This is a genomic window from Paraburkholderia sp. SIMBA_053, assembly GCF_046534895.1.
Lineage (GTDB): Bacteria > Pseudomonadota > Gammaproteobacteria > Burkholderiales > Burkholderiaceae > Paraburkholderia > Paraburkholderia caledonica.
In genome coordinates, this window is the sequence record NZ_JAWRXU010000004.1 from 27,001 (window position 1) to 48,818 (window position 21,818).

Sequence of the window (21,818 nt, forward strand, 5' to 3'; positions counted from 1 at the left end):
GAGGTGAAGCCAGGCGGCGAGAGGTGCCGGTGGCGGGCACCCCACCGTGCAAACGGCGGGGTGCGGTGCGGCTTACTGGAACAGTTTCATCGCTTGCGCGAGCGTGTTGTACACGCCCCACGCAAGGGGAACCATCACATACAGCCAGAATACGGCGAGCTTGACCTTGTTGGTCGGGTGTACGGGTTGAACGGTCGACATGCGAGTCTCCTTATGCGCCCTTGGCGACTTGTGCGTCGGTCATGTGATGCTTGTCGTCCACACGCTTGACCAACAGATTGCAGATGAAGCCGATCACCAGCAGCACGGCCATGATGTGAACCGTCATCGTGTAGGCGTCCGCTTTTGCCACGCCGTGCGCGACTTCATAGGCGCGAATGTAGTTGACCAGCACCGGGCCCGCAACGCCAGCCGCGGCCCACGCAGTCAGCAAACGTCCATGAATGCCGCCGACGAATGCCGTGCCGAACATGTCGGCGAGATAGGCGGGCACCGTCGCAAAGCCGCCGCCGTACATCGTGAGGATGATGCAGTAGGCCAGCACGAAGAGCGCCATCTGACCGGACGCGGCGAAGCTCGGCACCAGGAAGTACAGCACCGCGCCGAGCACGAAAAAGATGAAGTAGGTGTTCTTGCGACCGATCCAGTCCGAAGCCGATGCCCACACGAAGCGGCCACCCATGTTGAACAGCGACAGCAGGCCGACAAAGCCGGCTGCGGCGGCCGCCGTCACGGTGCCCTTGAAGCTTTCCTGGATCATGACCGAAGCTTGGCCGAGAATGCCGATGCCCGCAGTGACGTTCAGGAACAGCACGAGCCAGATCAGATAGAACTGCGGCGTCTTCAGGGCCTCGTCGATGTGCACGTGGTTGCGCGTGATCATCTTCTGCTGCGAGGTCTGCGGCGGAGTCCAGCCTGCGGGTTTCCAGTCCGCCGGTGGCACGCGAATGGCCAACGCGCCGATCGACATCGAGATGAAGTACACGATGCCGAGCACGATAAACGTTTCAGCTACGCCGATGCTCGTTGCGCTGCGGAAGTGATTCATCAGCGCGACGGACAGCGGCGCCGCGATCATCGCGCCACCGCCGAAGCCCATGATCGCCATGCCGGTCGCCATGCCGCGGCGGTCCGGAAACCAGCGGATCAGCGTCGACACCGGCGACACGTAGCCCAAGCCGAGCCCGATCCCGCCGATCACGCCATAGCCGAGATACAGCAGCACGATCTGGTGCAAGTACACGCCCAGCGCGGAAATAAGGAAGCCGCCTCCGAAGCAGCAGGCAGCCGTGAACATCGTGCGACGCGGGCCGACGTGTTCGAGCCACTTGCCGGCGAACGCCGCCGACAGGCCGAGGAATACGATCGCGAGCGAAAAGATCCAGCCGAGAGAGGTCAGCGACCAGTCGTCCGCAGTGGATTGCGTGATGCCGATAACCTTGGTCAGCGGGCCGTTGAACACGGAGAACGCATAGGCCTGGCCGATACAGAGATGAACGGCAAGTGCCGCGGGCGGAACCATCCAGCGCGAAAACCCGGGTTTTGCGATGGTGGCTTCCTTGGAAAAGAATGGCGCGGAGCCTGAATTGTGCTGCGGCTCGGTGATACTGCTCATGGTCGGTCTCCCGGAAAGCGAAGTCTTTGTTATCGGCGCATCAGACCGAATGCTTTAGTGTTGGCGGCGTAAAAATTGCTATCGGATGCTGGTTCATATATGCGGCTGAGCTTCATATGAGCGCGCGCAAATTTCGCTGGAAACTTGCTTGGTCGAACGATAGGGCGGTAGGCCCGGGTTGGCAATATGAGATAGAACTGCATAAGGCATTGCCCGAGGAAATGCGACGGAGATCTGTCACATCGCGGCAGCCAAAGCGTGAACTCGAGGTACGGCCTACCGAAGAGAGCCGTTCAACCACGTGGATAAAGTAAAAAAAGCCGGCGGTGGCCATCGCGCCACGCCGGCTTTTCTTAACCGCGGTCGGTCGTTCAGACAGTGCGCCCGGTTTTCATCTTCGCGGCGACTAGCACTGAAATCAGGCAGCCGATCGCGAGATAGCCCGCCACCGGATGCCACGAACCGCCGGCAAAACTGACCAGCGCGACCGCGATGAACGGCGTGAAGCCTCCGCCGACCACACTCGCTACCTGATAGCCGACACCCGCGCCGCTGTAGCGATATTCGGTGCCGAAGAGTTCGGTGAACATCGGCTGCTGAACGCTTACCACCATGTCGTGCGCGATGTTCGCGAGCATCACGGCGAACACCACGATCCATACGGTGGAGCGGGCTTCGAGAGCAAGGAAGAACGGCACCGCGCTGAACATGCCGACGAGCGCACCGACGATATACACGCGGCGGCGGCCGAAACGGTCGGCGAGCATTGCAAAGAGCGGAATCGTCACGCAACTCACGGCGCCGACGAGCAGGCCGATCGTGAGGAAAAATTCGCGCGGCATGTGAAGATTCGCCGTCGAGTAGTTGAGCGCGAACGCGGTCACGATGTACATCGTGAACAGCTCGGCGAGACGCAGCGCAATGATCAGGAGGAACGCCTTCGGATGACGCAGCAAAGCTTCGACAATCGGCAGCCGTACACTGCGCTCGCCGCGCGCGCCGACTTTTTCGACGAACTCCTGCGACTCTTCCATGCTCGAGCGAATCCACATCGCGATCAGCACCAGCACCACGCTGAACAGGAACGGCAACCGCCAACCCCAGCTCATGAACGACGCGTTATCCATCGAGCGGCTGATCAGCGCGACGAGGCCCGTCGCCAGCACGAGGCCCACGCCGTAACCGACCTGCACGCCGCTGCTGTAAAACGCCTTTTTCTTTTCGGGCGCGCTTTCGACCGCCATCAACGCTGCGCCGCCCCATTCGCCGCCGACCGCAAAGCCCTGAATCGCGCGGAGCGTGACGAGGAGCACCGGCGCGAGCCAGCCGATCGTCGAAAACGACGGTAATAGGCCGATTGCAGCGGTAGAAAGGCCCATCATCATGACAGTGAGCACTAACATGCGCTTGCGACCGAGCCTATCGCCAAAGTGGCCGAACACGAAGCCGCCGAGCGGGCGGAACAGAAAGCCGACGCCGAATGTGGCGAAGGCGGCCAGCGTGCCCATCGCCGGGCTTACTTTCGGAAAGAACTCGGCGTTGAAGACCAGTGCTGCAACAATCCCGTACAGCAGGAAGTCGTACCAGTCGACGACAGCGCCGACAAAGCTGCCGAGCGCCGCTTTGCGCGCCCGGTTGCGCGCCGCGCGATTGTCGGCCACTGCGGCCGGCGAGAGGGTGGTGCTCATACGGTCTCCTTGGATTCTCGAAACAACTGCCGACCGGCGCCGTCGCGGCTTATACGGGCGAGGCTGATCGGTTGCAGGATGTGCGGAAGATTAATACGAGGCAGGCGCCGAACAATCCGCAATTCGGCGATATTGCGCGATCATCGGACGCTGCTGCGCGCATAGCGCGCGTTTTCCGCGTATACACGGAGCGGCGCGAGTTTAATTGAAGGGCAGGCGGGACGGAGCGGTGCGTGCTACCGTAAGAGGTGATGTGAAAACAACAGTCACTGATATACTACATACCGAATATTGATTTTTGCGGCGATGCAGCATATGATTGAGTCATTCGTTCACTCAATCGTTTGGAGCTACAAATGGAATTTGTTCCTCTCTCGCTGCTGGCTGCCGCTGTTGTTGGCTTGGGCTCTGCCGCCACCGTTCTCCTGGCCCGCTGGATTCCGCAGCCGGTCGCGCAACTCGCAGCGCAACATGGCCGCTTCATCGGCCTTGATGAGCAGCGCGCGGAAGCGGCGGTGCCTTATCGTATGCATGTTCAACAAGAGGCGATGAATGTCGTCGGAACTTCAAACTGAAGCAGTGGCAACACCTCTGACATTGTCTTTACAGCCTATCGGCGCAAGCGCGAGCTTGCGCGATCAGGCTTACGCAATGTTGCGTCAGGCTATTGCCGACGCGGACATCTACCAGACTCGAGATGAAATCCGCCTTGACGAGCGCGTGCTGAGCGAAACGCTCGGAGTAAGCCGGACGCCGGTGCGCGAGGCAATGACGCTGCTCGAGCAGGAAGGCTTTCTGCGCATGGTCCCACGTCGCGGCATTTACATCGTGCGCAAGAGTAAGCGCGAGATCGTCGAAATGATCCACATGTGGGCCGCGCTCGAAAGCATGGCTGCGCGTCTCGCGACACAGCGAGCTTCAGACGAGGAAATCGCCCGCTTGCGGCACATGTTCGACAATTTCCGCGACGCGACGCCGGCCGAGCACATTGCCGAGTATTCGGACGCGAACATCGCCTTTCACCAGGCGATCGTCGAGTTGTCGAAGTCGCAGATCATTCTCGACACCATCAAGAATATTTTTATCCACGTGCGTGCGATCCGGCGCATGACGATCTCGCAGAGCGATCGCGCTTCGCGGTCGATCGTCGACCATTTACGCATCATCGAGGCGCTGGAGAAGCGGGACACGGAACTGGCGGAACGTCTCACGCGTCAGCATTCGCTCGACCTGGCGGCGTTCGTGGAAAAGAATTGCGATTTTCTCGACTGACAAGTTAAGTTAGACGCGGCCGCTGCTAGCGGCCTTGCATCAGTAGCAAAAAGCCCGCGGTGTTCGCACGCCGCGGGCTTTTTTCATTTGGCGCGTGGCGCGTAGGGAAACACCGCGCTTGACGGCTCTTGAAATGTGGTATGTGATATATCAACAGTGAGCGTTTATGAAGTCCGCTCAGTGTTTTCCCTCGAACCGGTATTCGGGACCAGCCGCGATAAGCGGCAATCGCTCGTCCCGTAAGGCTCCGCAGGGAAATGCAGATGTTGAAAAAGCCGTTGGATAACTCTTGCCTCTTCTTGATATATCACATACCGTATGTGGAGAGGTCAGGCTAAACGCGAAGGCGGGTCCCGGAACGGGGCATCAGTCGATAACCGTTACAGAACCACCAAGCAGCAGTCTTTCATGGGACCGGAGTAAGCGCTCACGCGTAGACCTCCATCGATGCCAAAGCATGGGACCGGACCGAGCGCAAGAGCGCAGGCTCCGGTCGACACACAGGAGACGACCATGTCCGCAGTTGTTTCATCCCTGAACCCAAGCACAGCCAGCACCACCGCCGAAGACACGCTCAAGCAGAAGACGCGCAACGCGGGCGTCGTCTCGGGCGGCCATCTGGTCGCGAAGGCGCTGAAAAACGAAGGGGTCGATACGATCTTCACGCTGTGCGGCGGCCACATCATCGACATCTACGACGGTTGTGTGGACGAAGGGATTCGCATCATCGACGTGCGTCATGAGCAGGTCGCCGCGCACGCGGCAGACGGCTATGCACGGCAGACCGGCAAACTCGGCTGCGTGGTCACCACCGCGGGGCCCGGCTGCACGAACGCGGTGACAGGCATCGCGACCGCGTTCCGCTCGGAGAGCCCGATTCTGCATATCGGTGGACAGGGAGCGCTGACGCAACACAAGATGGGGTCGCTGCAAGACCTGCCGCACGTCGACATCATGGCGCCTATCACGAAGTTTGCCGCCAGCGTGTCGAGCACGGAGCGGGTCGCCGACATGATCTCGATGGCCGCGCGCGAGTGCTTCAACGGCGCGCCCGGTCCGGCATACCTGGAAATTCCGCGTGACGTGCTCGACCGCGAAGTCGACCTCTCGCGCGCGGTCGTGCCGCAGCCGGGTCACTATCGCGCGTCGACCAAATCGATTGGCGACCCGCGCGACATCGAGAAACTCGCGGATATTCTCGTCAATTCCGAGCGCCCCGCGATTCTGTACGGACAGCAGGTTTGGACCGCCCGCGGTCATGAGGAAGCGATCGCGCTGCTACGCGGCCTCGACATTCCCGGCTATTTCAACGGCGCGAGCCGCGGGCTGCTGCCGCCGGGCGATCCGCATCACTTCGACCGGACGCGTTCGCAGGCGTTTGCCAATGCGGACGTTCTCATTGTTGTCGGCACGCCGTTCGATTTTCGGATGGGCTATGGCAAGCGCATCAGTAAAGAACTGACGCTTGTGCAGATCGACATGGACTACCGGACTGTCGGCAAGAACCGCGATATCGACCTCGGTCTGGTCGGCGATCCGGGTGCGATCCTCGCCGCTGTATTGCAAGCCGCAAGCGGCCGCCTGAAGGACGACAAACGCCAGGCACGCCGCAAGTGGATGGCGCAGTTGCAGGACGCCGAAGCGACGGCAACTGAAAAACTCATGCCGCTCTTCAAGTCGAACAGCACGCCGATTCATCCGTATCGCGTGGCTTACGAACTCAACGAGTTTCTCGCCGACGACACCGTTTATATCGGCGACGGCGGCGACGTCGTGACGATCTCCGCGCAAGCCGTTCGTCCGCGCCGTCCTGGCCAATGGATGGACCCGGGTGCGCTCGGCTCGCTTGGTGTCGGTACCGGATTCGCGCTTGCGGCCAAGATCGCGCATCCGCAGAAAGAAGTGCTCTGCTACTACGGCGACGGCTCGTTCGGCATGACCGCGTTCGACATGGAAACGGCGAACCGCTTCGGCGCACCGTACCTCGCGGTGATCGGCAACAACTCGGCGATGAACCAGATCCGCTACGGTCAGCTCGCCAAATATGGCGACGAGCGCGGCAATGTCGGCAACCTGCTGAGCGACGTCCCCTTCAGCAAGTTTGCCGAAATGCTCGGCGGCCACGGCGAGGAAGTGCGCGACCCAGCGCAGATCGCAGGCGCATTGCAGCGTGCACGGGAAGCAATTCATCGCACGGGGCGCTCGGCTGTCGTCAACATCTGGGTCGACCCGCGCGAGTACGCGCCGGGCACGAAGAACCAGACCATGTACAAGTAATACGGACACCTTAGGAGACACGACATGGGCAAAGCACTCGACGGCGTGCGCATTCTCGATTTCACGCATGTGCAATCGGGCCCGACATGCACGCAATTGCTGGCGTGGTTCGGCGCGGACGTGATCAAGGTGGAGCGAGCCGGAGCAGGCGACATCACGCGTGAACAACTGCGTGACATTCCGGACGTGGACAGCTTGTACTTCACGATGCTCAACCATAACAAGCGTTCGGTCACGATCGATACGAAGAACCCCGAAGGCAAGCAGGTTCTCGAAGCACTGATCCAGAAATGCGACGTGCTGGTGGAGAACTTTGCGCCGGGCGCGCTCGATCGCATGGGTTTCACGTGGGAGCGCATTCAGGAATTGAACCCGCGCATGATCGTTGCGTCGGTGAAAGGCTTTGGCCCTGGTCCGTATGAGGACTGCAAGGTGTACGAGAACGTCGCCCAATGCGCGGGCGGTGCGGCATCCACGACGGGCTTCGACGACGGCCCGCCTGTCGTGACCGGCGCGCAGATCGGCGACAGCGGCACGGGGTTGCATCTCGCGCTCGGCATTGTCACCGCGCTTTATCAGCGCACCCAAACCGGCCGGGGGCAACGCGTACTTGCCGCCATGCAAGACGGCGTGCTCAATCTGTGCCGCGTGAAACTGCGCGATCAGCAACGGCTCGAACGCACCGGTGTGATGAAAGAGTATCCGCAGTATCCGAACGGCAAGTTCGGCGAAGCGGTGCCGCGCGCGGGCAATGCGTCCGGCGGCGGTCAACCCGGCTGGATTCTGAAGTGCAAAGGCTGGGAGACCGATCCGAACGCATACATCTACTTCATCACGCAGGCACCGGTGTGGGCGAAGATCTGCAACGTGATCGGCAAGGAAGAGTGGGCCACCGACCCCGACTACGCGACGCCCGCCGCTCGGCTGCCGCGCTTGAAAGATATCTTCGCGGAGATAGAGCGCTGGACCATGACCAAGACCAAGTTCGAGGCCATGCAGATCCTCAACAAGTACGACATTCCGTGCGGGCCGATTCTTTCGATGAAGGAGATCGCGGAGGAGCCCTCGCTGCGTCAAACCGGCACGATCGTCGAAGTCGATCATCCGACGCGCGGTAAATATCTGACAGTTGGCAATCCTATCAAACTGTCCGACAGCCCCACCGAAGTCAAGCGCTCGCCGCTGCTTGGCGAACATACCGACGAAGTCATGGCTGAACTGGGTTATTCACCCGAACAGATCAGCGCATTGCGTACCGCCGGCGCCATCTAGGCGCATTAGAAAAACCGTAGTGCAAGCCGCCCGCCGCTCGCCATTCAGGCGAGCGCGGTGCCGGGCGGCGCCTTTCGAACCCGCATTGGAGACGGCAGGACATGGCATACGAAGACACGCTCTCACTGAAAGAACGCGGCACCGCCCACACGCCCGACGGCCACGCGCAGGTCGCCAACAAGGACGTCGTGCGGCATATTCTCGATCACGCCAAAGCGGAAGGCCGCACCTCGCTCACCGCGCCGGAAGGCAAGCTCGTGTGCGACGTCTACGGCATTTCGGTGCCGAAAGAAGCGCTCGCCACGACCGCGGCCGAAGCCGCGCAATTTGCGACCGAGATCGGCTTCCCGGTCGTGCTGAAGATCGTTTCGCCCGAAATTCTCCACAAGACGGAGGCGGGCGGCGTGCTCGTCGGCGTGAAGAATGCTGCCGATGTCGTGCAGGGCTTCGCGACGATCATGGAGAACGCAAAGCGCTATAACGCGCAGGCGAACCTGCTCGGCGTGCAGGTGCAGCAGATGATCGGCGGCGGCCAGGAAGTGATTGTCGGCGCAGTCACCGATCCGTCGTTCGGCAAGCTGGTGGCGTTCGGCCTTGGCGGCGTACTCGTCGAAGTGCTGAAGGACATTACGTTCCGCCTCGCCCCGGCTACACGCGACGACGCGCGTTCGATGCTCGACGGCATTGCGGCAGCCGAGATGCTCAAAGGCGTGCGCGGCGGCGAGCCGGTCGATCGCGAGGCGCTCGCGGGCTTGATTGAAAACGTGTCGCGGCTCGTATCCGACTTCCCGGAGATATCGGAGCTGGATCTGAACCCGGTGTTCGCGAGCAAGCGTGGCGCGATTGCCGCCGACGTACGGATCGTGCTCGACTTCGAGCCGCCAGTCGAGCGCTACCGGCCGAGTCAGGAAGACATCGTGCGGCAGATGAACCGCATCATGAAGCCGGATCGCGTCGCTGTCATTGGCGCGTCGGCGGAAGACGGCAAGATCGGCAACTCGGTCATGAAGAATCTGATTAACGGCGGCTATCAGGGAGAGATCTATCCGATCCATCCCAAGGCCGACGAGATCATGGGACGCAAGGCCTATAAAAGCGTGCTGGACGTGCCGGGCGATATCGACGTTGCCGTATTCGCGATTCCGGCAAAATTTGTCGCCGGCGCGCTGACGGAAGTCGGCAAGAAAGGCATTCCCGGCGCGGTGCTGATTCCCTCAGGGTTTGCGGAAACGGGCAACGTGGAGGGCCAGCAGGAAATCGTTGCGATTGCGCGCGAGTACGACATTCGCCTGATGGGCCCGAACATTTACGGCTTCTACTACACGCCGAAGAATCTGTGCGCAACGTTTTGCACACCGTACGATGTGCAGGGCAAGGCGGCGTTGTCTTCGCAGTCCGGGGGTATCGGCATGGCGATCATCGGCTTCTCGCGTTCGGCGAAGATGGGCGTGTCGGCAATCGTAGGTCTCGGCAACAAGTCCGATATCGACGAAGACGACCTGCTGACATTCTTCGAACAGGACGAAAACACCGACATCATTGCGCAGCATTGCGAAGACCTGAAAGACGGTCGCGCATTCGCGGAGACGGCGGCGCGCGTCTCGAAGAAGAAGCCAGTGGTGGTGTTGAAAGCGGGCCGCACGAGTCTCGGTGCGCGCGCTGCGAGTTCGCACACGGGCGCGCTTGCTGGCAACGACCGCATCTATGAAGACGTGTTCAAGCAGTGCGGCGTGATACGCGCCCGCTCTCTACGCGACCTGCTGGAATTTGCGCGCGGCATTCCGAAACTACCCACGCCGAAGGGCGAGAACGTGGTGATCATCACCGGGGCGGGCGGCTCGGGCGTGCTGTTGTCCGATGCTTGCGTGGACAACCGCCTGTCGCTGATGACCATGCCCGCCGATCTCGACGCCGCGTTCCGCAAGTTCATTCCTCCGTTCGGCGCGGCCGGAAACCCAGTCGACATTACAGGGGGTGAGCCGCCGTCGACGTATCAGAACACGATACGCCTCGGCCTCGAAGATCCGCGCATTCACTCCATCATTCTCGGCTACTGGCACACGATCATCACGCCGCCGATGGTGTTCGCGCGACTCGTTGTCGAGGTGAAGGAAGAGATGAAAGCGCGCGGCATCGAGAAACCGATCGTTGCATCGCTCGCGGGCGACGTGCAGGTGGAAGAGGCGGCCGAGTACCTGTATGCGCATGGTGTTCCCGCGTACGCGTATTCGACGGAAATTCCTGTCGCGGTGCTGGGTGCGAAGTATCAGTGGGCGCGCGGTGCCGGGTTGATCTGACCTGACGCGTAAAACGGGAGGCGGCACGGTTTTCGTCGCGATGAGCGACGAAGATCGTGCCGAAGCGCTCAAGGAGCGGCATATGGATACGTGGATGCGTTTCATGTCGAACGACGGCGGTGTAGTGTTCGGCCGCGTCGAAGGTGCCTACCTGCACGAGTACGAAAGTCTCGATCAGCCGGTGCCGACCGGCGTGGTGTTGTCCACGCGCGCACTGACGCCGCTCGCACCTTGTGCGCCCGGCAAGATCGTCGCGCTGTGGAACAACTATCACGCGCTTGCCGCAAAGCTCGAGAAGCCGGTGCCGACGCACCCGCTCTTTCTGCTGAAACCGGCGGGCTCGGTGATCGGCTCCGATGAGCCGATCCGCCGCCCGGCCAGCTACGCGGGCAAGATCGTCTATGAAGGTGAACTGGGCATCGTGATCGGCCGGCGTTGCCGGGATGCCGACGTCGAAGAGGCCGCTCAGGCGATCTTCGGCTACACGCTCGTCAACGACGTAACCGCTGCGGATCTGCTCAACGAGAATCCGCATTTTCCGCAATGGTGCCGCGCCAAGGGCTTCGATACTTTCTGCTGCATTGGCCCGGCGATCGTCTCAGGCTTCGATTGGCAAAGCGCGAGTCTGGTGACGATGCTCGACGGCGTCGAGCGGCAGAACTATCCGCTCTCGGACATGGTGTTTTCGCCGGCCGAGCAGGTGAGCCTCATTTCGCAAGACCTCACGCTTGAACCCGGCGACGTCATCGCATGCGGTACGTCGATAGGCGTGGGGTCGATCAAGGACGGAGCGACGGTGTCGGTTTCCATCGACGGGATCGGCACGTTACGCAACACACTGAACGCGGCACGCGCGGCCGGTTCAGAGACGCCGAAACCACGCGTCGTAGCGGGACTCGTTTGAACGGTGGGTCGGTCCGCGGGCCACGAGCGCGCGGAGTTGCATCGAGAACACGAAGGAGCACGCGTGTCGCAAGCGTCAGACAGTACCGTGTGGCTGGGGATGTTCGTACCGTTGACGGCAACGCTCGCCGGGCTGTTGGCTTGTGCGCTCGGCTCGGTGCTTGCGGCGCTCGGGCAATTGCCGTTACACGGACTGCCTGAGATGCTGCGGCCCTTGCCGCGGATGCCGATTCATCACTCGCGCTCGCGGTCCTGCTCGAATGTGGCGTCCGGAAGTCAGCCTTGCTGGCGCGCCGCCGCGTTGGCCGCCACCGTTTCCGGCGTATTCGCCGCGGGCCTGGGTGCTGGCGTCGCCGATATTTGCGCGGCAGTTGCAGGCGCCCTTGCCGGTGCGCAGCTCGTGCGTCGGCGCAATCTAACACGGCAGCCCGCGCTCGTCGCGCTGGTGGCGAGCGGCATGGGCTTGGCGATCGTGGTCGTCGGCGTTGTCCGTTATTTATCGCCGCCATCGTCGTTACCGTCGTCGATCGAGGCGGTCTTCGAGCGGATCGAACTGTGCACGGCCGTGTTCGCCGGCGCGTTGATCTTCGCCACATCGGCGATCGCATTCTGCAAATTTCGCGGTGTGTTGCCGCTTCGTGTGGCGGCGCGTCGGGGCCACGACATCGTCAACGTCGCTGCGTTTCTGTTATGTGGATGGCTCGGCTACGGGTTCGCGACTGAAGCGGTACAGCCGTTCGGACTCGCCGCGCTGCTCGCAATCAGCGCGCTTGCATCGTCAATAGGCGTGCATGCGATGCTCAGTCGCGGGTATTCCGATCGTTCCGAGCGTTCCGGGTATTCGGAGTTTTGCGAGTGTCCGACCGTCCACGCGCATGCCCATGCCGCGCGCGGCGTTCGCAGCATGGCTGTCGCGATGGACTGGCGACATGACGCACAGCCCGAAGATATGCGTGAAGCGTGGGACGCCGGCATGGTGCGCGCGGCAGCATACCGTCACCGTCGAGGCTGGCATAACAGCGGCAACGGGCAACCGCACACTCGCGCATCTGCGGCGCGCCGCCTGCCTAACCGATTCCCGGTAAGCCGACAGCCATGAAGCCCGCCACGATGAAAGCACAGACCTCGACGGCCTATCTGTCAGCAGAGGGAACGAGAACCACAGAGTCTCTACGCGGCGGGAACATGTTCCCGCCGTGCCGCTCATTCGCCAGTGGCGGCAAATTCGCTGTAGTACTGCGCTTTCTTCTGCAGGATCAGTTGAGCGAGGAAATCGGCGTCATAAGCGCGGTGAAGATGCGCGTGAAAGCGCTCGATGAAAGCGGTGATGCGAGCTGCTTCGCTGTTGAACTCGCTAAGAATGTCGAGCGTGGCGTGATCCCAGCGAAAGCGCAGACCCAGATCACTGAACGCGGCGTTGTAAGCGCTCAGATGCGGGTCGTTGGGATGGTCGGCGGTAGCGCGGGCTGTCCGTGCGCTGGCATGAGTCGCAACCGAAGCGTGGTTCATGATCGGCCTCCTGGGCTGACAAGTGATGGAACTCGCTTGCAGCATAGAAGTACTGATCGATTTGCAATAGTTAAAGTTTTATTGGATTTCCATAGGCTATTGCTTATACACGCTCAGTTCCTTCACCCGAGTGATCTTCTCGATGAGGCTCGCGCCTTCTTCCATCAGGAAGCGCTTGAACGCCACGGCAACGGGCGGCAGACGCTTGTTCTTCCGATGAACGACATACCAGTTGAGCATGACCGGGAAGCTCTCGACATCGAGCACGACCAGGTGGCCCAACTGCAACTCGAGACTGATCGTATGCGCGGACAGAAATGCGATGCCCATGCCGGCAATGACCGCCTGCTTGATCGTCTCGGTGCTCTTGATCTCCATCGCGATTTTCAGATTGGAGAGGCGACCGGCGAAGCCCTCCTCCATGGAGTTCCAGGTGTCCGAGCCGCGCTCACGTACGATAAATGCCTCGTTCGCCAACTGGCTCATCCTGATGTTGCGCTTTTGCGCGAGCGGGTGCGTAGGCGCGGCCACGATCACGTACGGGTGCGGCGCGAACGGCTCGTTCGTGGCGTCCATTTCATGCGGCGGGCGCACCATCACCGCGAGATCGGTCTGGTTGGTCGCGAGCTGATGCAACAACTCCTCGCGATTGTGCACTGCAAGATTCAGCACGACGCCCGCATAGCGCCGCGTGAACTCGGCGAGCAGTCGCGGAAAAAAGTAGTCGCCCGCGCTGATGACCGCCACATTCAGCTTGCCGCCGGAGACGCCTTTCAACTGGCTCATGGCTTCGTCGACTTCGTGAAACTGCTGAATGATCGCGCGGCTGTAGTGCAGCATTTCGGTGCCGGCTGGCGTGAGGTAAATCTTCTTGCCCAGCTGTTCGAAGAGCGGCAAGCCGGCGTGCTCTTCAAGCTGACGAACCTGTGTGGAAACGGCGGGTTGCGTGAGGTGCAACTCCTCGGCGGCGCGCGAAAAGCTCAGGTGGCGCGCCACGGTCTCGAATACCTTCAACTGCCGGAGCGTGGCATTGCGCATCGTCATGGCCGATGTATAAGCAAACGTGAATCAACATAATAACAAACTTTAATTATTAGTAATTCAGCAATGACCCTAGCATGAGTTTGTAAAGAAAAACGAAGCTGCCGGCCTCACACTCGGGTTAACGCTTGGATTCAGGCGTGGCGGGACCGATAGGGGATCGGCGGAAAGCAGCAGAAAGGATTGGTCGGAATTAAGAACTTCCCAAAAGGCGATGATTAATTCGCTAATTAAAAGGAAGCGATTTAAAGACGCAGAGATTAAAAATTCCCGAATTGCAAGGCTTTTCGGGTCATAACGATAAGGCGGGACACATACAGCACGGCGCATTGGCCGGCTGCACTAAATAATTGCGGAGACAAGGCACATGGACGATATCACTCAACAGACCACGGCCCGCGTATTCTGGGCGAACCGTTGGTGGCAGCTCGTCATCGGCATGGTGTGCATGGCGTTGGTGGCGAACCTGCAGTACGCGTGGACGCTGTTTGTCGCGCCGATGGACGCGCGGCATCACTGGGGCCAGGCCTCGATTCAGATGGCGTTCGCGATCTTCATCCTTACGGAAACCTGGCTCGTTCCACTGGAAGGCTGGCTCGTCGACAAGTTTGGTCCACGGCCAGTGGTGGCGGGCGGCGCGGTGTGCGCGGGCATTGCATGGGTCATGAATTCGTACGCGACGACCTTGCCGATGCTTTACGTCTCCGCGGTTATCGCCGGGATTGGTGCGGGCGGCGTGTACGGCACCTGCGTGGGCAATGCGTTGAAATGGTTTCCCGACCGCCGCGGCCTTGCTGCGGGCCTGACCGCGGCCGGCTTCGGCGCGGGCGCAGCAGTGACGGTGATTCCGATTGCGAACATGATCACCCGCTCCGGCTACGAGCACACGTTCTTCTTCTTCGGTATCTTGCAGGGCGTCGCGATTCTGCTGCTCGCCATGCTGCTGGTGAAGCCTGTGTTGCGCAAGCATGTGCCCGCAAAGAAGAAATTCGCGGTGTCGAAGGTGGACCTCACGCCCGGCCAGATGATCAAGACGCCAGTGTTCTGGGTGATCTACGTTTCGTTCGTGGCGGTGGCTGCCGGCGGCCTGATGGCAACCGCGCAGATTGGCCCGATCGCAAAAGACTGGGGTCTTGCGCGCATTCCCATGACGATCTTCGGCGTTACGCTGCCGCTGCTGACAGCCACGCTTTCCATCGACAATATCTGCAACGGCTTCACGCGTCCGCTGTGCGGTTTCATTTCCGACAAGATCGGCCGTGAAAACACGATGTTCGCGATCTTTATCGGCGAAGGGCTCGCGTTGCTCGGCATGATGGAGTACGGCACGAACCCGTATGCGTTCATGACGTTTGCCGCGCTGATCTTCCTCTTCTGGGGCGAAATTTTCTCGATCTTCCCGGCAATCTGCGCGGACACGTTCGGCAGCAAGTACGCGGCGGCGAATGCCGGCACGCTTTACACGGCGAAGGGCACGGCTTCGCTGCTGGTGCCGGTCGCGTCGGTGTTGTCGGCAACGGGTGGATGGAGCCTCGTGTTCACTGTTTCGGCTGTGATTACGATTGCCGCCGGCGTGTCCGCGAAATTCATTCTGGCGCCGATGCGCTCGCGCTGGATCCACTCGCAGGACGAGCCCCAGCCGGGCGTGCTCGCCGTCGCGGGTAACGGCAAAGCCTCGCGGCTGAGCCACTGGCCCGAGCAAACCGGCGAATAGGCTGCCGAGCCGTTCGCGGCCGGCCATGACCTCATGAATGTTTCGTTGCAGCAACTCAAGGTGTTTGTCGCCGTCGCGCGTGAACGGAGTTTCACACGCGCGGCGCGCGAGTTCGATCTGACACAGTCGGCGGTGAGCCGGTGTGTGCGGGAGCTGGAAGATGCGGTCGAACTCAAATTGTTCGATCGCACGACGCGCCAGGTTCAACTGACGCACGCGGGCGCCAGTCTCGAACGAAGGATTGGCCGCCTGCTCGATGAAATCGATCTGACGTTGCGCGAAGAGCGGGCGGCTTACGAAGGACACCGCGGCGTCGTCGCAGTGGCGAGCAATCCGGTGTTGTCGTCGGGATGGGTCGCGCAGGGGCTCGCGCGTTGTGCGACCGCCTATCCAGAACTGACGGTCACCGTCGAGGATCAGCCCCAAAGCGGCGTACTTGCGAGCGTCGAGCACGGCGAAGTGGATTTTGGCGTGGTCTCGCTGGCCGCGCCGCTCGCCAACGACCAGTTGCACGCGCAGGTCATGTTCACGACGCCGCTGCACGCGGTGATGCCGTCGACGCATCCGCTGGCCCGCCACGCCAGCGTCGCGTGGGCGGCGCTGCATGACTGGGCGCTCGTCACATTGAATGCGGACGCGGGTGTGCGTGCGGCGCTCGATCCGGCCTTTAACGCGAACGGACTGAAGCGTCGCCCGGTGCAGGAATTCGGACATGTGGCGGCGGTGTTGCGCATGGTGGAACTCGGGTTGGGCGTTGGCGTTCTGCCCGTCGACGCGCATTGGCCCGCCGTCGGCGAGTCGCTGGTGAGCCGGCCGCTCGTTCCTGAAATCGCATTGACGACGCTACTCGTGCATCGACGCAATCGCTCACTAAGGCCGAATGCCGCGGCCGCATGGGCGGAGTTCGCGGCGCATGGCGTAGCGCCCTTTACGAACGCAAGTCCGGACGACGGTCCGGACGAAATCTCCAGCCCGACCGCACACACGACGTCGGCCGCATCCCCGCACGCGACACCTCGCGACCCTTCCCGGCCTGCGGCCGCGCGCAGCGGCGCGGCGCTTCACGAGCCGTAGCGCTTGATCGACTTGCCGAAACCGGCCTTCGCCCCGAGGCCGGCTAGCAGCAATCAGCCCAAGCAACATTTCAATGCAAGGAGCTTCATGATGGACACTGATACCGGCCTCAGGCGCCATGACCTGTTGATCGACGGCAAGCGGTTGCCGCCGGGCACGGGCGAATATTCCGTCAATATCAATCCGGCTACCGAGGAGCCGATCGCGCACGTTGCACAAGGCAGCGCCGCCGACGTCGACACGGCAGTGCATGCAGCGCGCGCCGCATTGAAGGTGTGGAACGGAATCAAGGCAGCAGAGCGCGGCCGCATCCTGTCCCGCCTTGCCGGCCTGATGCGCGCCAATCTCGACGAACTGGCCGCGCTCGAAAGTCTCGACGCGGGCAAGCCGATTGCCGCCGTCATGCGCCAGGACGTTCCGGCCGCGATCGATACGCTCGAGTACTACGCAGGCTGGTGCGACAAGATCAACGGCCAGGTGGTCCCCGTTCGCCCGGACGCTTTGACCTATACGTTGCGTGAACCGGTCGGCGTGGTCGCTGCGATCGTGCCGTGGAACTTCCCGCTGATGATCGGCATGTGGAAAATCGCGCCGGCGCTCGCGTGCGGTTGCACGCTGATCGTGAAGCCCGCGGAGATCACGCCGCTCAGCGCGTTGCGCATCGGCGAACTCGCGCTCGAAGCAGGCGTGCCGCCGGGAGTGCTGAATATCGTCACGGGCAAGGGACGTGTGGTCGGCGACGCGCTCGTCGCGCATCCAGGCGTGGACAAGGTGACGTTCACCGGATCGCCGTCGGTGGGGCGCGGCATTCTGCAGGGCGCGGCGGGCAACTTCAAACGCGTGACGCTCGAACTCGGCGGCAAGTCGGCCAATCTGATTTTCCCCGATGCGAATCTCGACAACGCAGTGCGTGCCGCGGCGTCGGGCATCTTCTTCAACACGGGGCAAGTGTGCTCGGCGGGCTCGCGCATTCTCGCGCATCGCGATGTCTACGACGAAGTGGTGGAGCGCCTCGCCGCGCGCGCAAAGTCGATCAAGGTCGGCGATCCGTCGTCGCGCGAAACGTCGATGGGTCCGCTTATCTCCGCCGCGCAAATGAAGACCGTGCTCGGCTATGTCGATGCCGGGCGCTCCGAAGGCGCGTCGCTCGTGACAGGCGGCGGCCGCATCGGCGAGCGCGGCTTCTTCGTGGAGCCGACGGTGTTTGCCAACGTCGAGCACGAAATGCGCATTTCGCAGGAGGAGATTTTCGGGCCCGTGGCGAGCGTGATTCGTTTCAACGACGAAGCGGACGCTATACGTATCGCCAACGGCACGTTGTACAGCCTCGCAGCGGGTGTGTGGAGCGCGGACATTGGCCGCGTGCATCGCGTGGCACGCGACCTGAGAGCAGGGACCGTCTGGATCAACACCTACGGCTATACCGATGTGCGCCTGCCTTGGGGCGGTTCCGGCGATTCGGGCTTCGGCCGCGAGCACGGCGATGTGGCGATTGAAAACTTCACCGAGCCGAAAGCGGTCTGGCTGGCCATCGATCAATAGCAGCTGTATTTTGCTGCGCGAATCAAAAGGATCGGACGCCTTGCGGCGTCCGATCCTTTTTCAACGTACCGCGATGAAGGTGAGAAGCGCGAGAAGCGCGAGAAGCGCGAGAAGCGCAGACAGACCCTATCGGATCAAGCGCCCTGCAATGCCATGCGTTCGCGCAGTTTGACGAGCGCAAGCACGACGTCGATGGTAGGCGTCGGCTCGTTGACGAGGCGTCCCATTTCCTGCACCACGGTCAGAAGCGGATCGATTTCCATGGGCCGCCGGTTCTCCAGATCCACGAGCGTCGACGTTTTATGTGCACCGACCGCGCCCGCGCCGTCAATGCGCTTTTCGACGTCGACCCGAAAGTGCACGCCGAACTGATCGGCAATGCGCTTTGCCTCGAGCATCATGGTGCGCGACACTGCACGCGTGCCCGGGTCGCTCGTTAGCACGTCGAGTGTTGCATGCGTCAACGCGCTGATCGGGTTGAAGCACAGATTGCCCCACAGCTTCAGCCAGATTTCGTCGCGGATGTTGTCGCGGATCGGCGCCTCGAAACCCGCTGCCTGCATGATCTCGTGCAACTGCTGGATGCGCGGCGTGCGCTCACCGCTCGGCTCGCCGATTGGAAACTTCTTGCCGTAAACATGCTTGATGAGGCCCGGTTCCACGATTTCCGCGGCCGGATAGAGCACACATCCGATCGCCCGTTCGGGGCCGAGCTTCGTCCACTGACTGCCGTCCGGATCGACGCTCGCGAGCCGCGTGCCGGCGAACTTGCCGCCGTGTTGATAGAAGTACCAATACGGAATGCCGTTGACACCGGTCACGACGGCAGTGTGTTTGCCGAGCAGCGGCTGCATCGCGTCGACCACGCCAGGCAACGAGTGCGCCTTCAACGTGATGATCACGAAGTCCTGCACGCCGAGCTCGCTCGGGTCGGACGTGCAGCGAACCGGCGCGCTGACCGTCTCGCCGTCGATAATCAGACGCGCGCCGTGCTCGCGCATTGCCGCGAGATGCGCGCCGCGCGCGATGAAACTGACGTCGGCGCCGGCGCGTGCCAACTGCACGCCCATCAAGCCGCCTATCGCTCCCGCTCCGAAGATGCAGATCTTCATGATGCCGCTCCTGTGACTATGAGAAGTCGCTTGCCCATGCCGCCTCTCGCCGAGCACGGCGGCGGGTCACTTAATGAGCATAGGGGCGTGCGGTCAATACAGATAGTTAAACTTTCTCGGCGCAAGCATTAGGCATTGCTTATGGACGGCGCGCTTCTGCTCGCGCTCCACCAAGGTCAGGCACGGCGGACGAGCAGGAAACTGAGTCCGATGGCGGCGAGGAATGCGCCGCAGCAGCGATTGAACCAGCGTCTGACGCGAGCGCGCACAAGCCACTTGCCCAGATGCATCCCCGCCCACGAGTACAGCGCGATAGCCACGCATTCCAGCACAAGGAAGCTCATGCCGAGCGCAGCGAATTGCGGAAGCATCGGTTTCCCGATGTCGACGAATTGCGGTAGAAACGCGGTAAAGACGAGTATCGCCTTGGGATTGCCCGCCGCCACGAGAAATTCCTGGCGTGCGATCCTCGCGAGCGATGCGGGCTGCTCTTGCGTAGTGTCCACCGCAGGCGCGTCGCTGCGCCATAGTTGAATGGCGAGCCAGATCAGGTAAGCGGCGCCCGCGAGTTTGATAGCGAGAAAGAACCACTCCGAAGCGTGCAGCACGACCGCGAGACCGGTGGCGGCGAGCGCAATCATGGTCGCAAACGCGACCAGCCGCCCGGTACCGCCGAGAAACGCAGTCATGAAGCCATGCCGCGCGGCCACGTTGATCGAGAGCAGATTGTTCGGCCCCGGCGCGAGATTGATCGCGAAACAGGCGGGGAGGAAGAACAGCCAGGCGGTGGTGGACATGGAGCCTCGCAGGGAATGAACGCGCGGGCGCGGGCCAGGTGAAAACCCGCAAATGCGCGAGCGCGCGAACACGCAAACGCGCAACCTGAAAACGCGCTGCGCTGCTTCCGATTGTAGCGAAAACCGGTGGCGTTTCTGCTCGTGTCTGCGCTGACGGGCGTTTGCAGGTGTCGTTGGAAGACGCCTCTGGCGGAAGCCTCCTGCAGGCCCCTCGGTTCTCAGTTCACTGCATTGATGAATCCGCTATCGCCCACCAATGCGTCGACGCTAAGCCTCACCGTGTCTTCGATCGCAATGGAACTGCTGGTGAACTTCGGCGATTTTCGTTTGACGGTCTTGGTGGTCGAGAACACGACCTTTTGCGTGGCGGAATCCGTCACCACGTAGCGCATCTTCAGTGTCCACAGCGCGGGCGAACGGACGTCGTCGACAGTGAATTTTTCGATGTTGCCGCTCAGCACTTTCCTGCCATCGTTGAGATGGAAGCCAGCAACCTTGAGACGATTCGCGACGCTCTCGCGCACCGCCTGGTTGATATCGTTTTTCAGCACGAGGGCGGTCATCGCCGTGTTTTCGATGCGATTCGGCGACATGCGTCCTTCAATAGCCGGCATGTAGGCGAAATCGCGGGCGGGCGCGACGCTCAGCCAGCCCGTGGAGTGTGCCGCCGCGCGGGGCGGGCTATTCAGCCCGAACCACGACCACGAGCAGGCGGACAGCATCAGGGGCAGCGCGATCACGCCGCAGCCCTTGAGCACGATATTTCCCAAAGTCGCCGGCGTGCCCGTTGCCGGGCGCGCCGGATAACGCGAAAGCGAACCATGCCGCGCCGATTTGGGCGCTGTGCTGGAACAAGCGGCGGTCGAGATCAGAAGAGTGGCCCTTTAAATGGTGATACATGCCGTTGAAGAACAGCATGGTAACAGCGGGCACCTGCGCGCCATCTTCGAAATAAAAAGCGCCGGGGCGTTGCCATTAGAAGAAGCCGGCTTTGCCCTGTGTCATATCGACTAGCGTGCGCCGTGCGTCGTCGATCGCGTTGACCGGCAAGCGGATGGTCATCTTCACTAGCATTGCATGTGCGGTGTCGGCGAGCGCGTAGCCTTGAGCTTCGATCCATCGCCGCACTTTGGCTTCGTCGGCGTAACCGACTTCGACGGTCAGCGATCCTTGTGCGATCCGTTCGATTCGCGGCGCGTCCAGCAGCGCCGAAGCGATCGCGTCCGTATATGCACGCACGAGGCCGCCCGCGCCGAGTTTGACGCCGCCATAATAGCGGACTACCGCGCCCAGCACGCCGTCCAGATCGTGATGCCGCAACACTTCGAGAATTGGCCGGCCCGCGGTACCGGACGGCTCGCCGTCGTCGGACATGCCGGACTGACCGCCTGCCAGCAGCGCCCAACACACGTGCGTTGCGGTGGGATGCTCGTCGCGCAGACGGCGCAATTCGTCCATCGCGGCGTCGCGATCCTCGACCGGCACGGCGTACGCAATGAACCGGCTCTTGCGAATCTCGAGTTCGTGGATGTGCCGCGTGGACAGCGTGTAAGTCACCTTGGGAATTCCAGTCAATAGCGATAATCGACACAACTTGCGAGCCCGTTGAAGCCCGAGACTCGAATGATAGCCAGTTTGCGGCGCCGGCAAGCGCGCTACGTGCGTCGCAAGTACACTGTTCGGACTGTCCGCTTGCATCGGACCG

At 61.7% G+C, this 21,818-nt stretch carries 20 protein-coding genes; 10 read left to right on the forward strand and 10 right to left on the reverse strand.

Translation table 11 applies throughout. The annotated features are described in order from the left end of the window. Positions 1 to 72: 72 nt before the first annotated feature. The 3 genes from SB753_RS15175 to shiA all read right to left on the reverse strand — a co-directional run bounded on the left by SB753_RS15175 (position 73) and on the right by shiA (position 3,303). Positions 73 to 201 carry a hypothetical protein gene (locus SB753_RS15175; protein WP_020068039.1) on the reverse strand — a complete coding sequence of 43 codons (129 nt, stop codon included), beginning with the start codon at positions 199 to 201 and terminating at the stop codon, positions 73 to 75. Between the two features lie 10 nt (positions 202 to 211). After that, entirely contained in the window at positions 212 to 1,615 is a 1,404-nt protein-coding gene (locus SB753_RS15180) for an OFA family MFS transporter (protein ID WP_310068820.1), read from the reverse strand. Positions 1,616 to 1,986: 371 nt separating this feature from the next. Further along, positions 1,987 to 3,303 (reverse strand): shikimate transporter, encoded by a 1,317-nt coding sequence (gene shiA / locus SB753_RS15185; RefSeq protein ID WP_088175841.1) that lies wholly within the window; start codon positions 3,301 to 3,303, stop codon positions 1,987 to 1,989. Between the two features lie 356 nt (positions 3,304 to 3,659). Between shiA and SB753_RS15190 the strand changes: the two genes are divergently transcribed. The 7 genes from SB753_RS15190 (at position 3,660) to SB753_RS15220 (ending at position 12,423) form a co-directional block, all read left to right on the forward strand. Then, positions 3,660 to 3,878: a hypothetical protein gene (locus SB753_RS15190; protein WP_020068042.1), complete on the forward strand. Its 219-nt coding sequence runs from the start codon at positions 3,660 to 3,662 to the stop codon at positions 3,876 to 3,878. Beyond that, positions 3,856 to 4,575, forward strand: a complete 720-nt coding sequence (locus SB753_RS15195; protein WP_410800548.1) for a GntR family transcriptional regulator — start codon at positions 3,856 to 3,858, stop codon at positions 4,573 to 4,575. The genes SB753_RS15190 and SB753_RS15195 overlap by 23 nt, the downstream gene beginning before the upstream one ends. A gap of 513 nt (positions 4,576 to 5,088) precedes the next feature. After that, the gene (locus SB753_RS15200; protein ID WP_020068044.1) at positions 5,089 to 6,852 is read left to right on the forward strand and encodes a thiamine pyrophosphate-binding protein; all 1,764 of its coding nucleotides are present in this window, start codon (positions 5,089 to 5,091) and stop codon (positions 6,850 to 6,852) included. Between the two features lie 24 nt (positions 6,853 to 6,876). Next, entirely contained in the window at positions 6,877 to 8,124 is a 1,248-nt protein-coding gene (gene frc / locus SB753_RS15205; RefSeq protein ID WP_020068045.1) for a formyl-CoA transferase, read from the forward strand. A 101-nt stretch (positions 8,125 to 8,225) separates the two neighbouring features. Then, positions 8,226 to 10,421, forward strand: coding sequence for an acetate--CoA ligase family protein (locus SB753_RS15210; protein WP_020068046.1), 2,196 nt, complete (start codon positions 8,226 to 8,228; stop codon positions 10,419 to 10,421). Between the two features lie 82 nt (positions 10,422 to 10,503). Beyond that, positions 10,504 to 11,325 (forward strand): fumarylacetoacetate hydrolase family protein, encoded by an 822-nt coding sequence (locus SB753_RS15215; RefSeq protein WP_410801037.1) that lies wholly within the window; start codon positions 10,504 to 10,506, stop codon positions 11,323 to 11,325. A gap of 63 nt (positions 11,326 to 11,388) precedes the next feature. Next, complete coding sequence (locus tag SB753_RS15220) at positions 11,389 to 12,423, forward strand: NAD(P)(+) transhydrogenase (Re/Si-specific) subunit beta (RefSeq protein ID WP_410800549.1); 1,035 nt, start codon at positions 11,389 to 11,391, stop codon at positions 12,421 to 12,423. A 104-nt stretch (positions 12,424 to 12,527) separates the two neighbouring features. Here the strand turns inward: SB753_RS15220 and SB753_RS15225 are convergent, their stop codons facing one another. Both SB753_RS15225 and SB753_RS15230 read right to left on the reverse strand, forming a co-directional pair. Continuing rightward, positions 12,528 to 12,833 carry a hypothetical protein gene (locus SB753_RS15225; RefSeq protein ID WP_027777429.1) on the reverse strand — a complete coding sequence of 102 codons (306 nt, stop codon included), beginning with the start codon at positions 12,831 to 12,833 and terminating at the stop codon, positions 12,528 to 12,530. A 96-nt stretch (positions 12,834 to 12,929) separates the two neighbouring features. Beyond that, entirely contained in the window at positions 12,930 to 13,877 is a 948-nt protein-coding gene (locus SB753_RS15230) for a LysR family transcriptional regulator (protein ID WP_027777430.1), read from the reverse strand. A 364-nt stretch (positions 13,878 to 14,241) separates the two neighbouring features. Between SB753_RS15230 and oxlT the strand changes: the two genes are divergently transcribed. From oxlT to SB753_RS15245, 3 genes are all read left to right on the forward strand, one after another. Further along, a complete protein-coding gene (gene oxlT, locus SB753_RS15235) occupies positions 14,242 to 15,588 on the forward strand; it encodes an oxalate/formate MFS antiporter (protein ID WP_020068051.1) in 1,347 nt (448 codons plus the stop codon). A 33-nt stretch (positions 15,589 to 15,621) separates the two neighbouring features. After that, positions 15,622 to 16,662 (forward strand): LysR family transcriptional regulator, encoded by a 1,041-nt coding sequence (locus SB753_RS15240; protein WP_410800550.1) that lies wholly within the window; start codon positions 15,622 to 15,624, stop codon positions 16,660 to 16,662. A gap of 90 nt (positions 16,663 to 16,752) precedes the next feature. Further along, complete coding sequence (locus tag SB753_RS15245; protein ID WP_410801039.1) at positions 16,753 to 18,204, forward strand: aldehyde dehydrogenase family protein; 1,452 nt, start codon at positions 16,753 to 16,755, stop codon at positions 18,202 to 18,204. A gap of 134 nt (positions 18,205 to 18,338) precedes the next feature. Here the strand turns inward: SB753_RS15245 and SB753_RS15250 are convergent, their stop codons facing one another. The 5 genes from SB753_RS15250 to SB753_RS15270 all read right to left on the reverse strand — a co-directional run bounded on the left by SB753_RS15250 (position 18,339) and on the right by SB753_RS15270 (position 21,670). After that, complete coding sequence (locus SB753_RS15250) at positions 18,339 to 19,316, reverse strand: 2-dehydropantoate 2-reductase (RefSeq protein ID WP_020068054.1); 978 nt, start codon at positions 19,314 to 19,316, stop codon at positions 18,339 to 18,341. 176 nt (positions 19,317 to 19,492) lie between these two features. Next, positions 19,493 to 20,113 (reverse strand): LysE family translocator, encoded by a 621-nt coding sequence (locus SB753_RS15255; protein WP_088175835.1) that lies wholly within the window; start codon positions 20,111 to 20,113, stop codon positions 19,493 to 19,495. Between the two features lie 218 nt (positions 20,114 to 20,331). Further along, positions 20,332 to 20,871 carry a hypothetical protein gene (locus SB753_RS15260; RefSeq protein WP_087752150.1) on the reverse strand — a complete coding sequence of 180 codons (540 nt, stop codon included), beginning with the start codon at positions 20,869 to 20,871 and terminating at the stop codon, positions 20,332 to 20,334. Next, the gene (locus tag SB753_RS15265; RefSeq protein ID WP_410800552.1) at positions 20,795 to 21,031 is read right to left on the reverse strand and encodes a hypothetical protein; all 237 of its coding nucleotides are present in this window, start codon (positions 21,029 to 21,031) and stop codon (positions 20,795 to 20,797) included. Before SB753_RS15265 ends, SB753_RS15260 begins: the two co-directional genes overlap by 77 nt. 57 nt (positions 21,032 to 21,088) lie before the next feature. After that, positions 21,089 to 21,670 (reverse strand): IMPACT family protein, encoded by a 582-nt coding sequence (locus SB753_RS15270; protein WP_410800554.1) that lies wholly within the window; start codon positions 21,668 to 21,670, stop codon positions 21,089 to 21,091. Positions 21,671 to 21,818: the final 148 nt, after the last annotated feature.

Bases quoted from the DNA above. Each gene is read 5' to 3' on its own strand.
- SB753_RS15175 (WP_020068039.1), bottom strand. From the start codon at position 201: ATGTCGACCGTTCAACCCGTACACCCGACCAACAAGGTCAAGCTCGCC.
- SB753_RS15180 (WP_310068820.1), bottom strand. From the start codon at position 1,615: ATGAGCAGTATCACCGAGCCGCAGCACAATTCAGGCTCCGCGCCATTC.
- shiA (WP_088175841.1), bottom strand. From the start codon at position 3,303: ATGAGCACCACCCTCTCGCCGGCCGCAGTGGCCGACAATCGCGCGGCG.
- SB753_RS15190 (WP_020068042.1), top strand. From the start codon at position 3,660: ATGGAATTTGTTCCTCTCTCGCTGCTGGCTGCCGCTGTTGTTGGCTTG.
- SB753_RS15195 (WP_410800548.1), top strand. From the start codon at position 3,856: ATGTCGTCGGAACTTCAAACTGAAGCAGTGGCAACACCTCTGACATTG.
- SB753_RS15200 (WP_020068044.1), top strand. From the start codon at position 5,089: ATGTCCGCAGTTGTTTCATCCCTGAACCCAAGCACAGCCAGCACCACC.
- frc (WP_020068045.1), top strand. From the start codon at position 6,877: ATGGGCAAAGCACTCGACGGCGTGCGCATTCTCGATTTCACGCATGTG.
- SB753_RS15210 (WP_020068046.1), top strand. From the start codon at position 8,226: ATGGCATACGAAGACACGCTCTCACTGAAAGAACGCGGCACCGCCCAC.
- SB753_RS15215 (WP_410801037.1), top strand. From the start codon at position 10,504: ATGGATACGTGGATGCGTTTCATGTCGAACGACGGCGGTGTAGTGTTC.
- SB753_RS15225 (WP_027777429.1), bottom strand. From the start codon at position 12,833: ATGAACCACGCTTCGGTTGCGACTCATGCCAGCGCACGGACAGCCCGC.
- SB753_RS15230 (WP_027777430.1), bottom strand. From the start codon at position 13,877: ATGACGATGCGCAATGCCACGCTCCGGCAGTTGAAGGTATTCGAGACC.
- oxlT (WP_020068051.1), top strand. From the start codon at position 14,242: ATGGACGATATCACTCAACAGACCACGGCCCGCGTATTCTGGGCGAAC.
- SB753_RS15240 (WP_410800550.1), top strand. From the start codon at position 15,622: ATGAATGTTTCGTTGCAGCAACTCAAGGTGTTTGTCGCCGTCGCGCGT.
- SB753_RS15245 (WP_410801039.1), top strand. From the start codon at position 16,753: ATGGACACTGATACCGGCCTCAGGCGCCATGACCTGTTGATCGACGGC.
- SB753_RS15250 (WP_020068054.1), bottom strand. From the start codon at position 19,316: ATGAAGATCTGCATCTTCGGAGCGGGAGCGATAGGCGGCTTGATGGGC.
- SB753_RS15255 (WP_088175835.1), bottom strand. From the start codon at position 20,113: ATGTCCACCACCGCCTGGCTGTTCTTCCTCCCCGCCTGTTTCGCGATC.
- SB753_RS15265 (WP_410800552.1), bottom strand. From the start codon at position 21,031: ATGCTGTTCTTCAACGGCATGTATCACCATTTAAAGGGCCACTCTTCT.